Source organism: Streptomyces sp. NPDC059851 (genome assembly GCF_042732005.1).
GTDB lineage: Bacteria > Actinomycetota > Actinomycetes > Streptomycetales > Streptomycetaceae > Streptomyces.
Window position 1 is genome coordinate 14,792 of record NZ_JBHWJJ010000072.1, and the last position, 15,912, is coordinate 30,703.

Below are 15,912 nucleotides of genomic sequence, written 5' to 3' on the forward strand. Positions count from 1 at the left end.
ACGCACGACACTGTGGGCCTGACGCGTTGTGTTGAGCAGTGTAGTAGCGGATCCGGGGCGGATTTCCGCCTGGGCGGAAGGATCACCCGTCCGAGGTTGGCCGGGGTGGACAAGCCGCACTACAGGATGTCTGCATTCCGGCCTGCCGGCATGCGGTGCGGGGCCGGGACGGCAGGCGTCCCGGCCCCGCGGACGATCAGCTCTCGTCGCTGTCGACCCAGCTCATCAGCTTGCGCAGCTTCTTGCCGGTGGTCTCCAGCAGGTGCTCCTCGTCGGCCTTCTTGTACTCGTTGTACTTGGGCAGACCGGCCTTGTACTCGGCCATCCAGGTGTTGGCGAACTCGCCGCTCTGGATCTCCGCGAGGACCTTCTTCATCTCGGCCTTGGTGGCGTCGGTGATGATGCGGGGGCCGGTGACGTAGTCGCCCCACTCGGCGGTCTCGGAGACCGACCAGCGCATCTTCTCCAGGCCGCCCTCGTACATGAGGTCCACGATGAGCTTGAGCTCGTGCAGGCACTCGAAGTAGGCGATCTCCGGCTGGTAGCCGGCCTCGGTCAGGGTCTCGAAGCCGGCCTTGACCAGGGCGGAGGCGCCACCGCAGAGGACGGCCTGCTCACCGAACAGGTCGGTCTCGGTCTCCTCCTTGAACGTGGTCTTGATGACGCCGGCGCGGGTGCCGCCGATGCCGGCCGCGTAGGAGAGCGCGAGGTCGAAGGCCTTGCCCGTGGCGTCCTGCTCGACGGCGGCGATGCACGGAACGCCGCGGCCCTCCTCGTACTGGCGGCGGACCAGGTGGCCCGGGCCCTTCGGGGCGACCAGGGCGACGTCCACGTTGGACGGGGGCTTGATGAAGCCGTAGCGGACGTTGAAGCCGTGGCCGAAGAAGAGCGCGTCACCCTCCTTGAGGTGGTCCTTCACGGACTCCTCGTAGATCTCGGCCTGGAGCGGGTCCGGCGTCAGGATCATGATGACGTTCGCCCACTCGGCGGCCTCCGCCACCGGGAGGACCTTCAGGCCCTGCTCCTCGGCCTTGGCCTTGGACTTCGAGCCCTCCTTCAGGCCGACGACGACCTCGACGCCGGAGTCACGCAGCGACAGCGCGTGGGCGTGGCCCTGGCTGCCGTAGCCGATGACCGCGACCTTGCGGCCCTGAATGATGGACAGGTCGGCGTCGTTCTCGTAGAACAGCTCGGCCACTGGGATATCTCCTTGGTGCGCTGGTGTTGCTCCCACCGTACGGCGGGGAACGTGGACGAAGTTTCCTGGTCTCGCCATGCGAGAGGCAAAGAGGCGCGGGCCGCCGGGCGGTCAGGCGCTGCGGTCGAGTGCGCGCAGGCTGCGGTCCGTGATGGAGCGTCCGCCGCGCCCTATGGCGATCGTGCCCGACTGGACGAGTTCCTTGATGCCGAACGGCTCCAGCATCTTGAGCATGGCGCCCAGCTTGTCGGCGCCGCCGGTGGCCTCGATGGTGACCGCCTCGGGCGAGACGTCGACCGTCTTGGCGCGGAACAGCTGGACGATCTCGATGATCTGGGACCGGGTCTCGTTGTCGGCCCGGACCTTCACCAGCACGAGTTCCCGCTCGATGGCGTTGGACGGCTCCAGCTCCACGATCTTGAGCACGTTGACCAGCTTGTTCAGCTGCTTGGTCACCTGCTCCAGCGGGAGGTCCTCGACGTTCACGACGATGGTGATCCGCGAGATGTCGGGGTGCTCGGTGACGCCGACCGCGAGGGAGTCGATGTTGAACCCGCGGCGGGAGAACAGGGCGGCGATCCGGGCGAGGATGCCGGGCGTGTTCTCGACCAGGACGGAGAGCGTGTGCTTGGACATGTGGGGCGTTCTCTCTCTCGGCTCTCGCGGCTCAGTCGTCTTCGTTGTCGCCGAAGTCGGGACGGACGCCCCGGGCGGCCATGACCTCGTCGTTGGAGGTTCCTGCGGCGACCATCGGCCACACCATGGCGTCCTCGTGGACGATGAAGTCGATCACGACGGTCCGGTCGTTGATCGCGTTGGCCTCGGCGATGACCTTGTCCAGGTCCGCCGGGTCCTCACACCGCAGGGCCACGCAGCCCATGGCCTCGGACAGCTTGACGAAGTCCGGGACGCGGGTGCCCTTGCGGGGTGCCGTGGACTCGCCGAGCTGGGAGCCGACCGTGTCGTGGCCCGTCTCGTCGGCGTGCAGCACCGTGTTGGAGTAACGCTGGTTGTAGAACAGGGTCTGCCACTGGCGGACCATGCCCAGCGCGCCGTTGTTGATGATCGCGACCTTGATCGGGATGTTGTTCAGCGCGCAGGTGACCAGTTCCTGATTGGTCATCTGGAAGCAGCCGTCGCCGTCGATCGCCCAGACGGTGCGCTCCGGCTTGCCGACCTTGGCTCCCATCGCGGCGGGGACCGCGTAGCCCATGGTCCCGGCGCCGCCGGAGTTCAGCCAGGTGCGCGGCTCCTCGTAGTCGATGAAGTGCGAGGCCCACATCTGGTGCTGGCCGACGCCCGCCGCGAAGATGGTGTGCTCCGGGGCGAGTTCGCCGATGCGCTGGATGACCTGCTGCGGGGCGAGCATGCCGTCGTCGGGCGTCTCGTAGCCCAGCGGGTAGGTCTCGCGCCAGCGGTTGAGGTCCTTCCACCAGGTGGAGTAGTCACCGGCGTTGCCGTCGGTGTGCTCGGCCTGGATGGCCTGGATCAGGTCGGCGATCACCTCGCGGGCGTCGCCGACGATCGGGACGTCGACCTCGCGGTTCTTGCCGATCTCGGCGGGGTCGATGTCCGCGTGGATGACCTTGGCGTAGGGGGCGAAGCTGTCGAGCTTGCCGGTGACGCGGTCGTCGAAGCGGGTACCGAGGGCGATCAGCAGGTCGGACTTCTGCAGGGCGGTGACGGCGGTGACCGAGCCGTGCATGCCGGGCATGCCGAGGTGCAGGGGGTGGCTGTCGGGGAACGAGCCCAGCGCCATCAGGGTGGTGGTGACGGGGACGCCGGACAGCTCGGCCAGGACCTTCAGCTCGGCGGTCGCGCCGGACTTCATCACGCCGCCGCCGACGTACAGGACGGGGCGCTTGGCCTGGCAGATGAGCTTGGCGGCTTCGCGGATCTGCTTGGCGTGCGGCTTGGTGACCGGCCGGTAGCCGGGCAGGTCCTGGCTCGGCGGCCAGGAGAAGGTGGTCTTCGCCTGGAGGGCGTCCTTGGCGATGTCGACGAGGACCGGGCCGGGGCGGCCGGTGGAGGCGATGTGGAACGCCTCGGCGATCGTCTTCGGGATGTCCTCGGCCTTGGTGACCAGGAAGTTGTGCTTGGTGATCGGCATGGTGATGCCGACGATGTCCGCCTCCTGGAAGGCGTCGGTGCCGATCGCCTTCGAGGAGACCTGGCCGGTGATGGCGACGAGCGGGACGGAGTCCATGTGGGCGTCGGCGATCGGGGTGACCAGGTTGGTGGCGCCCGGGCCGGAGGTGGCCATGCAGACGCCGACCTTGCCGGTGGCCTGGGCGTAACCGGTCGCGGCGTGGCCGGCGCCCTGCTCGTGCCGGACCAGGATGTGGCGGACCTTGGTGCTGTCCATCATCGGGTCGTACGCCGGGAGGATCGCTCCGCCCGGAATGCCGAAAACGGTGTCGCACCCCACCTCTTCGAGAGAGCGGATGAGGGACTGGGCACCCGTGACGTGCTCAACTGCGGCGGGCTGCGCTCCGCCGGAACGGGGCCGCGGCTGCGGATGCTGGGCCCCGGTGGCCTGCTCGGTCATCGGCATTCTCTTCTCGAAGCTGAGGGTTTTACGACGGTTCGAAGGTGTGCCAGTGCAACAAAAAACCCCTCGTGCCGGATGGCAAGCGAGGGGAGCGCGTCGGGTGCACGGAGCGGGGACGGAGAGGTCCCGGCTTCAGCCGACGCGCTTTCCAAGTACGAGAATTCGGGTGCGCATGGCACAGACCCTCCCTCCGGCGGGAGGGCGATGTCAAGTGGGTGGGACGGGCGTCTCATTATGTGAGCCTCTCCGGATGGCCGTCGAGCCCCCGGACGAACCACCGGCCAAGGCGGGCTGGACCGCCCCGCCCGGTACTTGGAACGTACCGCGCACGAGCGTCCGGCGCAGCCTGTACTCATCGAGCGGGCCGGAAAACGCCAGTCCCTGTCCATGGGTGCACCCCATGGCACGCAGGGCCAGGACCTGCTCGGGCAGATCCACCCCGTCGGCCACTGATTGCATGCCCAGGTCATGTGCGATCCGCAAAAGACCTGCGGTGATCTTGCGGAGGCGGGCGGACTCGACGACGCCCTCGACCAGGCTCCGGTCGAGCTTCAGGATGTCCACCGGTAGCCGCCGCAGCGCGCTGATCGCGGCGTAACCGCTGCCGAAGCCGTCCAGGGCCACCAGGACGCCGAGCCGGCGCAGGGCCGCGAGGCGCCGCTCCAGTTCGTCGAAGGGGACTCTGGGGTCGCTGTCGGCCAGTTCGATCACCAGGGCACCGGGGGGCAGCCCGTGGCGGCTGAGCAGTGCTTCGACGAGGCCGGGGAACTTCGCCCCGTCGGCCGCTCCCGGCGGCGGCCCCGGGTCGAGCAGCCGCTGGGCGCTCGTCCGCACGGCCACCGGTACGCCGTGTCCGGCGCGGTGCCGTTCCGCGGCCTGGCCGACGGCCTGCTCCAGCAGCCAGCGCCCGAGCTCCTCGGCGCGGGCGGGGCCGCCGGCCGCGGGGGTCCCGGGGCCGTCCGGCCGGGCCCGCGCCGGTACGCCCCGGTGGTCGGCGATCCGGAAGTACTCGGCCGGGGTGAAGAGGATGCCGCGGGCGGAGCGCCAGCGGGCCAGTGCCGATGCGGCCGTGACCTCACCGGTCTCCAGCGAGACCACGGGCTGGTGCAGCAGGGCGAACTCGCCGTCGTGGAGTGCGGTGCGCAGCCCGCCCGCCGGCTCCGCCCTGCGTACGACCTCCTCCTGCATCTGGGGGGCGTACAGCTCGACCCGGTCCTTCCCGCCCGCCTTGGCCCGGTACATCGCGAGATCCGCGTTCCGCATCAGGTCCGAAGGGGTGATGCCGGGGTCGGCGAAGGCCACGCCGATGCTGGCGGCGACCCGGACCTCGCTGCCGCCGATCCGGTACGGCCGGGAGAGCGTGGCGCGCAGCCGGTCCGCGATCTCATGGACCTGGTATTCGCGGGCGCTGCGGTCGCGGCCGCCGTCGCCCAGGATGAGCGCCGCGAACTCGTCGCCGCCGAGGCGGGCCGCGGTGTCCCCGGCGCGGACGGAGTCCTGGAGCCGGCGCGCGGCCTCGACCAGGAGTTCGTCACCGGCCTGGTGGCCGATGGTGTCGTTGACCGCCTTGAACCCGTCGAGGTCGATGAAGAGCACGGCGGTGCTGTGGTCCCCCGCGCGCCGGCCGCTCAGCGCCTGGCGGACCCGGCGGGTGAACAGGGCCCGGTTGGGCAGGTCCGTCAGCGGGTCGTGCTCGGCACTGTGCTGGAGCTGGGCCTGGAGGCGGACGCGCTCGGTGACGTCGCGGCTGTTGAGGATGAGTCCGCCCTGGTGGCGGTTGACGGTGGACTCCACGTTCATCCACTCGCCGCTGCCGGACTTGAACCGGCACTCGATCCGGGTGGTGGGCTCCTCGGCGGGCGGCGAGGCGAGGAAGCGGCGCACCTCGTGGACGACGCGGCCGAGGTCGTGCGGGTGGATGAGGGTGGCGAGCTCGGTGCCGACGAGGTCTTCGGCGTCGCGGCCGTAGACCCCGGCGGCGGCGGGGCTGACGTAGCGCAGGGTCCCGGTGGGTGCGGCGATCATGATGACGTCGCTGGAGCCCTGGACCAGGGAGCGGAAGTGGTTCTCCTTCTGGGCCAGCTCCTGGGTCAATGCGATGTTGTCGAGGAGCATGATGCCCTGCCGGATGACGAGGGCGAGCACGACGGTGCAGCCGGTGAGGACGACCACGCGGTCGACCTTCCGGCCGTCGACGACGTTGTACAGGATGCCCAGCGTGCAGACGGCGGCCGCCAGGTAGGGCGTGAGGGCGGGCAACGAGCCGGTGATGGGGCGGCTGACGGGCCGCTCGGCGCGCGGCGGGCCGGGGGGGCCGACGGCTGCGGGCAGGCGGCGGGCGCCCCAGGGCGCGTACGCGAGGAGCAGCGAGCCGGCGAACCAGCCGGCGTCGAGCAACTGCCCCGACTGGTAGCCGGCGCTCAACAGCGGCGAGGTGAAGAGGGCGTCGCTGAGCACGGTCAGGGCCAGGGCGGCGATAGCGGTGTTGACGGCGGAGCGGTTGATCTCGGAGCGCCGGAAGTGCAGGACGAGCACCATCGAGACGAGGGCGATGTCGAGCAGCGGGTAGGCGAGGGAGAACGCGGCCTGCGGGACGCTGCCGGAGGCATCGGACTGGGCGGTCCGCGCGGCGTTCGCGAGGGCCAGGCTCCAGGACAGGGTGAGCAGGGAGCCGCCGATCAGCCAGGAGTCGAGTGCGAGGCAGACCCAACCGGCCCGGGTGACGGGCCGCTTGGCGAGGACGAGCAGTCCCACGATGGCTGGCGGGGCGAAGCACAGGAAGGCGATGTCGGCGAGGGAGGGCTTGGGCATGGGCACGCCGAGGATGACCTCGTACCAGCCCCAAATGGCGTTGCCGCAGGCGCCCATGAGGGAGGAGAAGGCGAACAGGAGCCAGGCCGGGCGCTCACGGCTGTCGATCGTCCGTGCGTAGGTGTAGCAGGAGACGGCGGCGAGCAGGGCGGCCGCGCTCAGTCCGAAGTCGCCCATGATCTCGGCGAGTTCCTCGGAACCCCAGCCCAGGGCGGCGCCGACGGCGTACCCGGCGCTGACGACGGCGAGCAGCAGCTGCATCGCCAGGCTCCGGCCCCCGGGCGAGGCGGCCTGCCGGATCGGCAGGGCCGCCCCCTGGGCGCTCACCGTTCCCCCTCGCCGGCTGGTTCCGGCGCACCCCATCGTCGCCCCCGGCGGCTGTGCCGCATCGGATCCTTCGTCCATTGGCCGTGCATCGCCCGTCGCCCCCCAAAATGTCCGATCACCCCAGCGCCAGACGTTCGTGGCGCAGCCCCTTGTTCCCGGACGATACACCACTTTCGTCACTCAGGGACATAGATGGCCTACTCTCCGTGACCACACGGGGAGTTGGTGCCACTGTGCGCATCCGGACGGATGCGGAGAGTGTTGGGCGAGGGGTCAGTCGGTGATCAGGACCGTGTTCTCCAGGGGCTCCCCCGCGGCGAACCGGGTGAGCTGGCGTGCCACCAGGCGCTTGGCCCGCGGCTCGAACGCCGAGCTGCTGCCGCCTACGTGGGGCGTGATCAGGACGTTCGGAGCGTGCCACAGGGGATGGCCGGCGGGCAGCGGTTCCGGGTCGGTGACGTCGAGCGCGGCGCGCAGCCGGCCCGACTCCAGTTCCGCCAACAGGGCGGCGGTGTCCACGACGGAGCCGCGCGCCACGTTGACGAGCAGGGCGCCGGTCTTCATGCGCCGCAGGAAGTCGGCGCCGGCCAGACCGCGGGTCTCGTCGGTCAGTGGCGTGCAGAGGATCACCACGTCGGCCTCCGGGAGGAGCCCGGGCAGGTCGGCGAAAGCCTCGACCGGACCGCGCACGGTGGTGCGCGCCGAGCGTGCGACCCGAGTGATCCGCGCGCACTCGAAGGGCGCGAGCCGGTCCTCGACGGCCGTGCCGATGGACCCGTAGCCGACGATGAGGACGGACTTGTCCGCGAGGGCCTCGTAGAAGCCGGAGAGCCACTGCTCGCCGTCCTGGCCGCGCACCATGCGGGGGATGCCGCGCAGGGAGGCGAGGGTCAGGGTGAGCGCCAGCTCGGCGGTGCTCGCCTCGTGGACGCCGCGGGCGTTGCACAGCCGTACGCCGGGGCGCAGCAGGTCGAGGCCGCCGAGGACGTGGTCGACGCCGGCGGTGAGGGTCTGCACGACCTCTAGGTCGGGCATGGCCGCCAGCGGCCGCAGGGTGACCTCGTCGGACTTCATGTAGGGGGTGACGTAGAAGGCGCAGGCGGCCGGATCGGCCGGGAAGGCCTCCTCGCCGTCCCAGTGGCGGTAGCGGAAGGAATCGGGGAGTCCTTCGACCTGCTCCGCGGGGAACGGGAGCCACACGTCCGGGGTCTTTGCAGTCATGATCACGAGGCTATGCCAAGGGATCCTGATCAACCCGTTACTTTGTTGGCCGGATGTGGAGGGGGACACACGGGTGGAGCGCAGGTCGATCGGGGCGGGGGCGCTGGCGGTGGGCGCCGTCGGGCTCGGGTGCATGCCGATGAGCTGGGCGTACGCGCCCTCACGGCGCCGCGGCGAGGAGTCGCTGGCGACCGTGCACACGGCCCTGGACCTCGGGGCCAACCTGCTCGACACGGCGGACCTGTACGGGCCCTTCACCAACGAGCTGCTGCTGGGGCGCGTGCTGCGCGAGCGCCGGGCCGAGGCCTTCGTGTCGGCCAAGGTGGGGCTGCGGGCGGGCGAGCAGCACGTGGTGGCCTGCGGGCGGCCCGACTACCTGCGGCGGGCCTGCGACGCGTCGCTGCGCCGGCTGCGGACGGACGTGATCGACCTCTACCAGTTGCACCGGGTGGACCCCGAGGTCCCGGTGGAGGAGACGTGGGGGGCCATGGCGGAGCTCGTGGGCGCCGGGAAGGTGAGGGCGCTGGGGTTCTGCGCGTTGGGTGCGGGGGCCGGACCGGGTGCGGGGCGGCGGGGTGACCGGGAGTACCGGACCACGCTGCGCCACCTGGAGCGGGTGCAGCAGGTGTTCCCGGTCAGCGCCGTGCAGGCGGAGCTGTCCGTGTGGTCCCCGGAGGCGGCGCGGCAGCTGCTGCCGTGGTGCGCGGCGCGCGGGGTCGGGTTCCTGGCGGCGATGCCGCTGGGCAGCGGGTTCCTGACCGGGACGCTCACCCCCGGGGAGGGCTTCGAATGGGAGGACGTCCGGGCCCGGCACCCGCGGTTCACGGCGGAGGCGATGGCGACGAACCAGGTGCTGATCGCGGGGCTGCGGCGGGTGGCCCGGCGGCACGGGCCGGCGGTGACGGCGGCGCAGGTGGCACTGGCGTGGGTGCTGGCGCAGGGGCCGCAGGTGGTGCCGGTGCCCGGGGCGGACCGGGCGTCCTGGGCGGCGGAGAACACGGCGGCCGTCGAGGTGCGGCTGACGGCCGGGGACCTGGCGGAGATCGCCGCGCTGCCGGCGGCGGTGGGGGCCTGGGACTGAGCCCACAACCACTCGATCGGGTGTACGAGTGGTGGAACTTCGGGGGCCGCGAAGTCTGTTGAGACGGATGACGGGCACGATCGCGAGTGGCGGTCGCGCGGACCGGAGGGGAGCAGGGCGATGCGACAGCGGCGGATGGACGGACGCCGGTTCGGCCGGGCGTACGGAGGGTTCGGCCGGGTGGGCGGCAGCGGGTCCGGCGGAGTGTTGGGGCGCGGTCGCGGGGTCCCGGCGGGGGCGCTGCTGGCGGGCTGGGCGGCCCTACTGGCGACGGGGTGCACCCCGGCGGGCGGTCCGGGGGCCGCACCGGGCAGCTCGCCGCCGCGGGGGGCGCCCAGCGCGTCGGCCGCGGGGTCGCCGGGCGGCGCGTCCGGTGCGGCACGGAGCCCGGGGGCTCCGGCCAAGGGCTCCGTCACGGTGACGGGAGAGGTCGCCAAGGACCTCGCCTCGCCGTGGGGGGTGGCCCCGCTGCCCGACGGGGACCTGCTGGTCGCCTCGCGGGACAAGGGCACGATCAGCAGGGTCGCCCCGGACACGGGCAAGGCGACGCAGATCGGGGAGGTGCCGGGGGTGGACCCGGGCGGCGAGGGCGGCCTCCTGGGCTTGGCGGTGTCCCCGTCGTTCGCCTCGGACCGCATGGTGTACGCGTACTTCACGACGGCGTCCGACAACCGCATCGCCCGCATGCGCTACGACGAGCACCGGGACCCGGGGCAGCAGTTGGGCGCGCCGGACACGGTGCTGCGCGGGATCCCCAAGGGCGTTTTCCACAACGGCGGCCGGATCGCGTTCGGCCCGGACCGGATGCTGTACGCGGGGACGGGCGAGACCGGTGACCCCGGGCTCGCGCAGGACAGGAAGTCGCTCGGCGGCAAGATCCTGCGGATGACGCCGGACGGGCAGCCGGTGCACGGCAACCCCGAGGCCGACTCGATCGTCTACTCGTACGGGCACCGCAACGTGCAGGGGCTCGCCTGGGACCAGGACAAGCGGCTGTGGGCCTCCGAGTTCGGCCAGCACACTTGGGACGAGCTGAACCTGATCGAGCCCGGCGGGAACTACGGCTGGCCCGAGGCCGAGGGCAAGGCGGGCAGACCGGGACTGCGCGACCCGGTGGCGGTGTGGAGACCCGACGAGGCCTCGCCGAGCGGGATCGCCTGGGCGCAGGGCTCGGTGTGGATGGCCGGGCTGAAGGGCGAGCGGCTGTGGCGGATCCCGATGGCGGGCGCGGCCCCGGCGGCCGCACCGGAGGCCTTCTTGGAGGGGAAGTACGGCCGGCTGCGCTCGGTCATCGCCCTCGGCGGCGACAGGCTGCTGCTGGTCACGAGCGAGACGGACGGGCGCGGATCGCCGCAGGCCGGCGACGACAGGATCCTGACACTGACGGTGCGGTGACCGCCACGGCGACGTGCGGTGACCGACACGGCCCCGGAGAGGGGCGGAAGGCGGGGTGGGCACGTGTTCAACATGTTCGAGGAGCTCTTCAACCCGGGGCGCAGGCACACGGACGAGGAGCGCAAGCGGCTGGAGCTGTCCCGGACCGATGTGACCGACGGCGATCCGGGACGCGGCCCCATAGACCTGGACTCCGGCAAGGTCCTCATACGCGTCGAGGAGGAGCCCCCGCCGCAGTCGTGACCGGCCCGAACAGGCGCAGCCGGTGGGCGAGGGCGGCCGCCTCGCCCCGGCCGGCGACACCCAGCTTGGCCAGGATGTTCGAGACGTGCACGCTGGCCGTCTTCGGGGAGATGAAGAGCTCCTCGGCGATGCGGCGGTTGCTGTGGCCCGCCGCGACCAGGCGTAGGACGTCACGTTCGCGGCTGGTCAGTCCCCATGCCTCGACCGGGTCGGTGTCCGGGGCGGGTTCGGCCGCGGGGGCGTCTGCCTCGGTGACCGGGAGCCGGGCGCGCTGGGCGAGCAGGGACAGGTCCTCGGCCAGCCGGCGTGCACCGAGCTGCCCGGCGGTGGCGTGGGCCGCGCGGAGCAGGGCGGCCGCGGGCTCCCGGTCGCCGCCGGCGGCCAGCATCGCCTCGGCGAGGCGGTGGCGTGCGCGGGCCAGCAGGTACGGGCGCTCCAGTGGGCGGGCGGCCTCCTCCACGTCGGCCCAGTCGGCCACGGTGTCCCGGGCCTCGGCGCGCAGCAGCTCGGCGCGGAAGAACGCGCTGTGTGCGACCCACACGGGCACGGGAGTGGCCAGGGTGCGGGCGGCTGCGCGCAAGACGGCCAGGGCGGCTGCGCGGCCGGCGTCGGCGACGGGCAGTCCCCGGGCGTCCGCCTCGGCTGACGCGGCTGCGAGCAGCAGCGGCCAGGCATAGCGGTGCTGCCCGAGCGGGAAGCCGTAGTCGATCGCGGCGGCGACCTCGGTCCGGACGTCCGCGATGCGGCCCTCCCCCGCGGCGATGCCGACGGCGAGGCGGAACAGCGGTATGCGGTGCTGCGGTTGGGAGTCGTGCGTACCGAATTGAGCGTGGGCTGCCTGTAGTTGGGAGGCTGCTTCGGCCAGCTCGCCGCGGCCGAGGGCGAGATGCGCGTGCCGTGCGGCGGCGGAGCCGCGCGGGGCGGCGCTCTGGCCCACGTGCAGGGCCCGTCGCGCAGCGGCTGCGGCTTCGTCCCAGCGGCCGAGGCCGTACAGGCTCTCCGCCATGTTGCCGCGGATCCAGGCCTCGGTGTCCAGCAGGCGTGACTTTCCGACGAGTTCGACCCCCTGCTCGGCCAGGTCCGCGGCCTCCCGGGATCTGCCCACGCCTTCCAGTTGAGAGGTGAGGTTGATGTATGCACGTCCCGCCAGCATGACGAGGCCGAGCTCGGTGGCCCGTTCCATGACCGCCCGCATTTCGGCGAGGCCGCGCTCAAGGTCTCCGGAGTCGGTGAGGAGGCAGCCGACCGTGATCCGGGCGTTGAGTTCGATCTCGTCGGCGCCGATCATGCGGGCGTAGGCGACGGCGCGTTCGGCGGCATCGATGTTGTCGGGGCCGGGGTTGTGGAGCATGCCCCAGCCCGCGGCCCGGACCAGGACCTCGGCGTGCACCTGGGACGGGGGCAGCCCCTTGACGAGCTCCTGGGCCTTGGCGAGCTCCTCCCAGCCGTCGCCCCGGGCCAGGCTGGAGACCAGCCGGGACCGTTCGGTCCAGAACCAGGCGGAGCGCAAGGGGTCCCCGCCTTCCCCCAGCAGCCGCAACGCCGTCTTGGTGATCTTCAGTGCGCGTTCGCGTTCGCCGCCGAAGCGGGCGGCGACCGTCGCCTCGGCCAACAGGTCGAGGCGTTGCAGGGGAGTGGCGGCCGGGTCGCATCCGCAGGGCGGGTACACATCGGTGTAGTCCACGGGGCGCAAGGCCTGGCGGACTTCCTCGGGGGCGCTCTCCCACAGGTCCAGGGCGCGGTCCAGCAGTCGTAGCTGCTCGGAGTAGGCGTGTCGGCGGCGGGCGGCCACGGAGGCGGCGAGCACCGCGGGCAGGGCCTTCGCGGCGTCGTTGGCGTAGTACCAGTAGCTGGCGAGCCGGATGATCCGCTCCTCGGCGCGGATCAGCGTGTCGTCGGCCTCCAGGGCCTCGGCGTAGCGGCGGTTGACGCGGGCGCGTTCGCCGGGCAGCAGATCGTCGCTGACGGCCTCTCGGACGAGCGAGTGCCGGAAGCGGTAGCCGTCCCCGTCTGCGGTGGCGAGGAGGATGTTGGCGCCGACGGCGGCCCGCAGGGCTTCGATGAGCTCGTCCTCGCTGAGCCCGGCCACGGCCAGGAGCAGGGGGTACTCCACGGTGGAACCGCCCTCGGCGACGATGCGGACCAGGCGCTGGGCCTCGTCCGGCAGCACCTCGACGCGGACGAGGAGGAGGTCGCGCAGGGACTCGGTGAGTCCGGCCCGGCAGCCGCTCTCCCGGCAGGCGGCGAGTTCCTCGACGAAGAAGGCGTTGCCGTCGGAACGGTCGAACACCGAGTCCACGAAGGCCTCGTCGGGCTCCTCGGCGAGGATCCCGGCGAGTTGGCGGCGTACCTCGGCCCGGTTGAAGCGGGGCAGTTCGATGCGCTGCACGGTGCGCAGCCGGTCCAGTTCGGCGAGCAACGGACGCAGCGGGTGGCGGCGGTGGACGTCGTCGGCCCGGTAGGTGGCGACGAGGACCAGGCGGCCGCTGGTGAGGGTGCGGAAGAGGTAGGACAGCAGGTGTCGGGTGGAGGTGTCCGCCCAGTGCAGGTCCTCCAGGACGAGGACGACGGTGCGGTCGGCGGCGAGCCCTTTCAGCATCCGTGCGGTCAGCTCGAAGAGCCGGGCGGTGCTCTCCTCGTCGTGGGGGCCGCGGGGGGTGTCGCCGAATTCGGGCAGGATCCGGGCGAGTTCGTCCTCCTGCCCGGAGGCCGCTGCCGCCAACTCCGAGGGCAGGAGCCGGTGCAGGGTGCGCAGGGCCGTGGAGAAGGGGGCGAAGGGAAGCCCCTCCGCCCCGATCTCCACACAGCCGCCGACGGCGACCACGGCGCCGCTACGGGCCGCCTCGCCGAGGAACTCCTCGGTGAGGCGGGTCTTGCCGACTCCGGCCTCTCCCCCGATCAGCAGCGCCTGGGGCTCCTGTCCGGCGGCGCGCCCCAATGCATCGGTGAGGACGGCCAGTTCGTCGGCTCGACCGACGAACACCGGGCTGACGGTTCTGCTCTCCACGCCGCCGAGCATCGCACAGGAGTCCCGGCCGGCGGCACCCGGTACCGTCGCCGCGCCGCCGCTCACGCGGCCCGCGCGAAGCGGCTCCGGTGTCCCCTCACCCGCCCTTCGGGGTCCTTGCTGCGCGAGGAGGCCCGGTGCGCCTCCTTGGCCTCGCGGATCCGGCGGTACCGGTCGGCCGCGCGGATGAGGTCGGCACTACGGGCGGCGGCCATCTCGTACTCGAACACGTCGTTCTCCCTGGCTGCGGGTTCTCGGTCACCTCGTTGGTGTGGTGTCGAGTCTCGCCCGCCGGGAGGTGCCGGCACATCGGGAGCATGCCGCATCCATGGGGGCGGCGGGTCCTTAGTTCCGGCCGGACGGATCCCCATGCCCCACTCGGTGAGACCCCGCCCAAGGGCCCCTCGTTCCTCGCGAACCGGTCGGGGCCCTGGTGCCGGGGGCGCGGAGCGTGGGACACGGAGGGGTCCCGCGGTGGCGCATGCGCCGGGTCGGTGCGGGCGCCTCGGTCGCTCGCCGGTGTCAGGCCGCCGGGGCCGGAGGCCATTCGGGGGCGAGGACCGACCAGACCTCGGTGTCCTGGCGGACGCCGCGGTGGGGGTGGTTCTGCCGGAGGACGCCGTCGCGGGTCATGCCGAGGCGCTCGGCGACGGCGAGGCTCTTCTTGTTGGCGGAGGAGGCGTACCACTCGGCGCGGTGCATGCCGCGCTCGTGGAAGGCCCAGTCGAGCAGTACGCGGCAGGCCTTGGTCACCAGGCCCCGGCCGGCGGCGGTCGGCTCCAGCCAGCAGCCGACCTCGCAGGTCCCGGTCCGGGCGTCGAAGGTGCGGAACAGGACGCCGCCGACGAGGGTGCCGCCGAGCCTGATGCCGTAGATGCGGCCGCCGTCGGCGGCCGTCTTCTGTGCGTAGTCGGTGAGGACGCCGCGCGCCGTGTCGAGGTCCGTGACCACGTCCGCCAGGGCGATGTGCTCCCCGATGTATTCGCGGCCGCGGTCCATGTGGGCCAGGAACTCCTCGGCGTGCCGGGGCTCCAGGGGGAAGAGGTGGGCGTCGTCGGCGAGGGATATCGAGAACATGCGGCTACGTCCTTGGGTCTCGTCCGGCGGGTTGCCGGATCACCGGAAGGGTGCAGCCGGCTCGGCGCCGTCCTCGCTCGTCGCGGCTTCCACGCCGGTCCGCTGCGCCGGAAGTGTCGCATGCGGCAGGGAATCCGGCGGCTCAATGCTGATCTCGGGCAGCATGCGGTCCAGCCAGGCGGGCAGCCACCAGTTGGCGCCGCCGAGCATGTGCATCAGCGCAGGGACGAGGAGGGTGCGCAGGACGAACGCGTCGAGTGCGACGGCCGCGGCGAGGGCGATGCCGAACATCGCGATGATCCGGTCGCCGCTGAGCACGAAGGCCAGGAAGACGGAGATCATGATGACCGCGGCCGAGTTGATGACCCGGCTGGTCTCGGCGAGGCCGACGCGGACGGCCCGGCGGTTGTCGCCGGTCTCCAGCCACTCCTCGTACATCCGGCTGACCAGGAAGACCTGGTAGTCCATGGAGAGGCCGAAGAGGACCGACACCATGATCACCGGCAGGAAGGGCTCGATGGGGCCGGCGCTGCCCAGGCCCATGAGCTCGCTGCCCCAGCCCCACTGGAAGATCGCGACGACGACGCCGAAGGAGGAGGCGACGGCGGCGACGTTCATGGCCGCGGCCTTGAGGGGGATGCCGATGGACCGGAAGGCCAGCAGGAGCAGGATGCAGCCGAGGGCGATGACCACCCCGACGAAGAGGGGCAGCTTGCCGACGATGACGTCGGCGAAGTCGTCGTAGCCGGCGGTCACGCCGCCGACGTGGACCTCCATGGTGCTGCCGTGCGCGGCGCGCGGGATGACGTCCCCGCGCAGGTCGGCGACGAGGTCGCTGGTGGCCCGGGACTGCGGGGCAGAGTCGGGTACCACGGTCACGAGGGCGGTGTCGCCGCTGCGGTTGAAGACGGCGGGCCCGGCGGAGGCGACGCCGTCGGCGGAGCGGAGCGACTGGGCCAGCTTCTCCATGGCGAGCCGGGCGCCCCCCCCCACCCGCCGGG

The 15,912-nt window shown here is 72.1% G+C and carries 12 protein-coding genes; 3 read left to right on the plus strand and 9 right to left on the minus strand.

Features of this window, described 5'->3' with window-relative positions; all coding sequences use genetic code 11:
* Positions 1-196 precede the first annotated feature (196 nt).
* From ilvC to ACFV7Q_RS23230, 5 genes are all read right to left on the minus strand, one after another.
* Positions 197-1,198, minus strand: coding sequence for a ketol-acid reductoisomerase (ilvC, locus tag ACFV7Q_RS23210; RefSeq protein ID WP_385431165.1), 1,002 nt, complete (start codon positions 1,196-1,198; stop codon positions 197-199).
* Between the two features lie 111 nt (positions 1,199-1,309).
* On the minus strand, positions 1,310-1,834 hold the full coding sequence (gene ilvN, locus ACFV7Q_RS23215) for an acetolactate synthase small subunit (protein WP_114054307.1): 525 nt from the start codon (positions 1,832-1,834) through the stop codon (positions 1,310-1,312).
* Positions 1,835-1,865: 31 nt separating this feature from the next.
* Positions 1,866-3,752, minus strand: a complete 1,887-nt coding sequence (locus tag ACFV7Q_RS23220; protein WP_385431167.1) for an acetolactate synthase large subunit — start codon at positions 3,750-3,752, stop codon at positions 1,866-1,868.
* Between the two features lie 204 nt (positions 3,753-3,956).
* Positions 3,957-6,887 (minus strand): putative bifunctional diguanylate cyclase/phosphodiesterase, encoded by a 2,931-nt coding sequence (locus ACFV7Q_RS23225; RefSeq protein ID WP_385431169.1) that lies wholly within the window; start codon positions 6,885-6,887, stop codon positions 3,957-3,959.
* Between the two features lie 273 nt (positions 6,888-7,160).
* Complete coding sequence (locus tag ACFV7Q_RS23230; RefSeq protein WP_385431171.1) at positions 7,161-8,108, minus strand: 2-hydroxyacid dehydrogenase; 948 nt, start codon at positions 8,106-8,108, stop codon at positions 7,161-7,163.
* A 73-nt stretch (positions 8,109-8,181) separates the two neighbouring features.
* Between ACFV7Q_RS23230 and ACFV7Q_RS23235 the strand changes: the two genes are divergently transcribed.
* The 3 genes from ACFV7Q_RS23235 to ACFV7Q_RS23245 all read left to right on the plus strand — a co-directional run bounded on the left by ACFV7Q_RS23235 (position 8,182) and on the right by ACFV7Q_RS23245 (position 10,827).
* On the plus strand, positions 8,182-9,189 hold the full coding sequence (locus tag ACFV7Q_RS23235) for an aldo/keto reductase (RefSeq protein ID WP_385431173.1): 1,008 nt from the start codon (positions 8,182-8,184) through the stop codon (positions 9,187-9,189).
* Positions 9,190-9,309: 120 nt separating this feature from the next.
* Complete coding sequence (locus tag ACFV7Q_RS23240; RefSeq protein WP_385431175.1) at positions 9,310-10,584, plus strand: PQQ-dependent sugar dehydrogenase; 1,275 nt, start codon at positions 9,310-9,312, stop codon at positions 10,582-10,584.
* A gap of 63 nt (positions 10,585-10,647) precedes the next feature.
* Positions 10,648-10,827 (plus strand): DUF6191 domain-containing protein, encoded by a 180-nt coding sequence (locus ACFV7Q_RS23245; protein ID WP_385431176.1) that lies wholly within the window; start codon positions 10,648-10,650, stop codon positions 10,825-10,827.
* On the opposite strand, the gene ACFV7Q_RS23250 is transcribed toward ACFV7Q_RS23245, so the two are convergent.
* From ACFV7Q_RS23250 to ACFV7Q_RS23265, 4 genes are all read right to left on the minus strand, one after another.
* Positions 10,790-13,846 carry an ATP-binding protein gene (locus ACFV7Q_RS23250; RefSeq protein ID WP_385431198.1) on the minus strand — a complete coding sequence of 1,019 codons (3,057 nt, stop codon included), beginning with the start codon at positions 13,844-13,846 and terminating at the stop codon, positions 10,790-10,792. The genes ACFV7Q_RS23245 and ACFV7Q_RS23250 overlap by 38 nt on opposite strands.
* Before the next feature lie 50 nt (positions 13,847-13,896).
* A complete protein-coding gene (locus tag ACFV7Q_RS23255) occupies positions 13,897-14,064 on the minus strand; it encodes a hypothetical protein (protein ID WP_385431178.1) in 168 nt (55 codons plus the stop codon).
* A gap of 292 nt (positions 14,065-14,356) precedes the next feature.
* Complete coding sequence (locus ACFV7Q_RS23260) at positions 14,357-14,911, minus strand: GNAT family N-acetyltransferase (RefSeq protein ID WP_385431179.1); 555 nt, start codon at positions 14,909-14,911, stop codon at positions 14,357-14,359.
* 39 nt (positions 14,912-14,950) lie between these two features.
* The coding region (locus ACFV7Q_RS23265) for an MMPL family transporter (RefSeq protein WP_385431181.1) at positions 14,951-15,912 on the minus strand (962 nt) is incomplete at its 5' end.

Coding starts and splice junctions, on each gene's coding strand:
- ilvN (WP_114054307.1), bottom strand. CDS start 1,834: ATGTCCAAGCACACGCTCTCCGTCCTGGTCGAGAACACGCCCGGCATC.
- ACFV7Q_RS23220 (WP_385431167.1), bottom strand. CDS start 3,752: ATGCCGATGACCGAGCAGGCCACCGGGGCCCAGCATCCGCAGCCGCGG.
- ACFV7Q_RS23230 (WP_385431171.1), bottom strand. CDS start 8,108: ATGACTGCAAAGACCCCGGACGTGTGGCTCCCGTTCCCCGCGGAGCAG.
- ACFV7Q_RS23240 (WP_385431175.1), top strand. CDS start 9,310: ATGCGACAGCGGCGGATGGACGGACGCCGGTTCGGCCGGGCGTACGGA.
- ACFV7Q_RS23250 (WP_385431198.1), bottom strand. CDS start 13,846: ATGCTCGGCGGCGTGGAGAGCAGAACCGTCAGCCCGGTGTTCGTCGGT.
- ACFV7Q_RS23260 (WP_385431179.1), bottom strand. CDS start 14,911: ATGTTCTCGATATCCCTCGCCGACGACGCCCACCTCTTCCCCCTGGAG.